The organism is Methylobacterium indicum (genome assembly GCF_001043895.1).
GTDB classification, from domain to species: Bacteria; Pseudomonadota; Alphaproteobacteria; order Rhizobiales; family Beijerinckiaceae; genus Methylobacterium; species Methylobacterium indicum.
In genome coordinates this window covers 1-4419 of sequence record NZ_JTHF01000379.1, presented here as the reverse complement: position 1 = coordinate 4419, position 4419 = coordinate 1, and the positions used below count along the sequence as shown (strand labels likewise).

The 4419-nt window shown below is 70.3% G+C and carries 2 protein-coding genes; both read right to left on the bottom strand.

Going from position 1 to position 4419, the window contains the following annotated elements; all coding sequences use genetic code 11:
* Nucleotides 1–960 precede the first annotated feature (960 nt).
* Nucleotides 961–2946, bottom strand: a complete 1986-nt coding sequence (locus tag QR78_RS30370; protein WP_048431360.1) for a transketolase family protein — start codon at nucleotides 2944–2946, stop codon at nucleotides 961–963.
* 128 nt (nucleotides 2947–3074) lie between these two features.
* Nucleotides 3075–4223 carry an acyl-CoA dehydrogenase family protein gene (locus QR78_RS30365; RefSeq protein WP_048431359.1) on the bottom strand — a complete coding sequence of 383 codons (1149 nt, stop codon included), beginning with the start codon at nucleotides 4221–4223 and terminating at the stop codon, nucleotides 3075–3077.
* Between the last annotated feature and the right edge of the window lie 196 nt (nucleotides 4224–4419).

The window sequence follows — 4419 nt, the reverse complement described above, 5'->3', positions numbered from 1 at the left end:
GGTCTCGCGCCACTCATCGGGCCGTAGCCCGCGGCACAGGACGACGCCCGGGGAAGAGGCTGGCGAGACCGCGGGCCTAGAACGGGTGGAGAATGGAAAAGGATTCGCCCCCTCCCCGTCTAGACAGAATGCGCGAAAATGCGAGCGCTTTCAGTTTCAATCTAGACGCGATGGCTGCGTGCCAAGTGTATGTTTTCAAACAGCTTATTGGCGGACTCTGACTCCGTTAGTCGTGGTTCGAATCCACGTCCCCCAGCCACCTTATTCGCCAGGCATCGAGCGCTCGATTTTCAACTGGCTTGGCAGGCGGTTAGACAACCCGGCCCGCACGGTTGGACACTCCCCTCGCGCTTCCTGTGCTGCTCAACCAGCTTGGTCGCCAACCCCCGCTCAGCTTCGGCCCGAGGTCGGTTTCCCGCAAGTCATGCGCCGTCATGTCCTCGGTCTCCTGGCCGAGCATGTGGGCGATCGTGCGCGTGTCGAAATCGAGCCGGCACGTCTGCGTCGCCCCGGTGTGGCGCAGACCGTGGAAGGTGAGGCCGTCCGCCACCTGAGCAGATTTGCGTTGGCAGGCCAACGCTTCGCCCGCTCAGGTTCTTGTCTTGTCGCAGATTTTTGCCGCCGAACCAGTGTCCGACTCGGCGACATCTGCGTAGCCCGCGTCATCCGGTGTCCGGATCGGCCGGAAGAACGAGCGGTGAAGGCCGTTCTCTTTCCAGGACTGCCCACGGCTGTTGATCGGCAACCTCGCGGCGCAGGCTGGCGCGCGCAGCGAGGCCCCCCACCCGATCGCGCCGGGATCCGGTTCAACGTGCCGGCCGCTCGACGCTATCCGTCGCGCCCGGCGGCCAGCGCCTCGCCCTGGCCGTAGCCCGGGATCCCACCGAGCCGGTCGATGCCTCACGAGGAGGCAATCGGGTGGGGAATCGCGATTGTGGGATCGCTCTGCAGGAGTTCCGCTCAGACGGTGCCGAGCCGCGCCCGCACCTCCTCCACCACCCGTTCCGGGGTGAGGCCGAAATGCCGGGCGAGGTCGGCCTCCGCCCCCGAGGCGCCGAAGCCGCTCATGCCGACGAAGCCGCCCTCCTCGCCGAGATAGCGGTCCCAGCCGAGGCGCACCGCGGCCTCGACCCCGACCCGGACGGTGCCGGGCCCGAGCGTGGCGCGGCGATAGGCGGCGTCCTGGCGCTCGAACAGCTCCCAGGACGGCATCGAGACCACCGCCGTCGGGACCCCCTCCTCCTCCAGCCGGCGGCGCGCCTCGACGGCGAGTGCCACTTCCGAGCCGGTGGCAAGCAGCGTCACGCGGCGGGGGCCGGTGGCCTCCTCCAGCACGTAGGCGCCGCGGGCGGACAGGTTCTCTGACCCCGCCTGGCGCCGCACCGCCGGCAGGGCCTGGCGGGCGAAGATCAGCGAGGACGGGCCGGTGCGGGTCCGGAGCGCGATCTCCCAGCATTCCGCCGCCTCGACGGCGTCGGCCGGGCGCAGCACCAGCATGTTGGGGATGGCGCGCAGCGAGGCCAGGTACTCGACCGGCTGGTGGGTCGGCCCGTTGCGGCCGATGCCGACCGAATCGTGGCTGAACACGAACGGCACCGGCAGCCCCATCATGGCGGCGAGCCGCAGCACCGGGCGCAGGTAGTCGGAGAAGACCAGGTAGGTGACGCCGACCGGCACCACGCCGCCATGGGCGGCCATGCCGTTCATCATCGCCCCCATGGCATGCTCGCGGATGCCGTAATGGACGTAGCGCCCGCCCTGGTCCTCGGCGGTGAAGGCCTTGAGCTTGCGCTTGTGCTGGGTCGCGCCCTCCAGGTCCGGCGCGCCGGAGAGGAGTTCCGGGATGGCATCCGCGAGGCGGTCGACCAGCTCGCCCGAGAGCGCGATGCCGGATTGCGCCTTGCCCGCGCGGGCGGCCTCGTCGCGGAAGGCGCGCAGGGGCGCCTCCCAGCCCTCCGGCAGCTTGCCCTCGCGCAGGCGGTCGAGCAGGCGGCGGCGCTCCGGCGGCAGGGCGGCGACGCGGCGGGTCCAGGAGTCGAATTCGGGGGCGTTGCGCTCGCCGGCCGCGCGCCAGGCGGCCCGGATCTCGTCCGGAATCTCGAAGGCGGGGTGCGGCCAGTTCAGCGCCTTGCGGGCGGCCTCGCTCAAAGAAGCCGGAATGCGGGCGGAATGGGCCGCCCGCGTGCCCTCGACGCCGGGCAGGCCGCGGCCGATCACCGTGGTGCAGCGGATCATCGAGGGGCGCGGATCGGCCTTGGCGAGAAGGAGCGCCGCCGAGACCGCCTCGATGTCGTGGCCGTCGACCTCCTGGACGTGCCAGTGGCTCAGGCGGAACCGCGCCGCCATGTCGTCGCTCAGCGCGAGGTCGATCGCGCCGTCGTCGGTCATCCGGTTGTCGTCCCAGAGGAAGGTCAGCTTCCCGAGCCGCAGGTGGCCGGCGAGCGAGATCACCTCCTGGCCGACGCCCTCCTGGAGGCAGCCGTCGCCGACCAGCGCATAGGTGCGGTGGTCGATGAGGTCGGGCCCGAGCCAGCGATTCAGATAAGCCTCGGCCAGCGCCATGCCGGCGGCGTTGGCGATGCCCTGGCCGAGGGGGCCGGTGGTGGTCTCGATGCCGTGGGCGGGGGCGTATTCCGGATGGCCCTCGCAGGGGGAGCCGAGCTCGCGGAAGCGCTTGATGTCGTCGAGCCCGATCCCCGCATAGCCCGAGAGGTGGAGCAGCGAGTAGAGCAGCATCGAGCCGTGGCCGTTCGACTCGACGAAGCGGTCGCGGTCGAACCACAGCGGCTCGCGGGCCAGGAACTTGAGGTGGCGGGTGAAGAGCGCCGTCACCGTGTCGGCAGCGCCGAGCGGCGTGCCCGGATGCCCCTCGCCCACCCGCTCGATGGCGTCGATGGACAGGAAGCGGATCGCATCCGCGAGCGCGCGCGGCTCGGTGCCGGTCATCTGGATTCCCTCCCGGGGATTGTCGGGTGCTCTTGAGGCACGATCACCCAACAATCGCCCGGGGCGGAACTCAAACGAGTTTTATCCGCGCCGAGATGAGCGGGATTCATCTCCCGCGCGATCCCGCGTCAGGCGGCGATCAGCCCGCCCATCCGGGCGACGCGGCCGAGATGGTGGTCGGCATCGCCGAAGAGCTGGTCGATCATCGTGACCCGCTTGAAGTAGTGGCCGACGCTGTACTCCATGGTGACGCCGACGCCGCCATGGAGCTGCACCGCGCCCTGGCCGACGATGCGGCCGGAGCGGCCGATCTGGACCTTGGCTCCGGCGATGGCCCGGGCGCGCTCCTCGGCATCGTCCTCGCCCGCCATCATGGTGGCGAGGAAGGCCATCGAACGGGCCTGTTCGAGCGCGATGAACATCTCGGCGGCCCGGTGCTGGAGCACCTGGAACGAGCCGATCGTCACCCCGAACTGCTTGCGGGTCTTGAGGTACTCGACCGTCAGAGTGTGCATCCGGTCCATGGCGCCGACCGCCTCGGCGCAGAGTGCGGCGATCGCCTCGTCGGTCACCCGCTCGATCACCGGAAGCGCGCCTGCCGGGTCGCCGATCACCGCCTCCGCCCCGACGCGGACCGAGGACAGCGAGACTTCCGCCGCCCGCAGCCCGTCCTGGGTCGGGTAGCCGCGGCGCGACACGCCCTCGGCATTCGCCTCGACCAGGAACAGCCCGATGCCGTCGCGGTCGCGCCGCGAGCCGGCGGTGCGGGCGGAGACGATCAGCCGGTCAGCACTGTCCCCGTGCAGGACCAGCGACTTCTCCCCCTCCAGCACCCACCCGTCGCCGTCGCGGCGCGCGGTGACGCCGACATCGTTCAGGTCGTAGCGGGCCTGGCGCTCACTGTGGGCGAAGGCGTAGCGGGTCTCGCCGGCGATGAGGCCGGGCAGCCATTCGGCCCGCTGCTCGGCGTTCGCGGCGTGGCGCAGCACGCCGCCGGCGAGCACCACGGTCGCCAGATAGGGCTCCAGCGCCAGGGCGCCGCCGAACGCCTCCATGACGATCATCGTCTCGACCGGCCCGCCGCCGATGCCGCCATCCTCCTCCGAGAACGGCACGGCGAGCAGGCCCTGCTCGGCGTAAGCCGCCCACATCGCCTTGGCGAAGCCCTCCGGCTCCTTCCCGTAGCGCTTGCGGGATTCGAAATCGTAGCGGTCGGCGAGCAGCCGCTCGACGCTGTCCTTGAGGAGGCGCTGCTCCTCGCTCAGATCGAAATCCATCGACGTGTGTTCCTGATCGGTCGGGGGCCGGCCGCACGGCCGAAAACGATGACGCACCCCTTTCCCGGACGATTGAAGCGAAGCGGAGGGAGATCCGGGATCCAGCAGGGAAAGTGCCGCGAAGCGGCTCTGCAGGTTGCAACGTTGCAGAGATCGGTCGCTTCGCGAGTCCTTGCGCTGGTTCCCGGATCTCCTT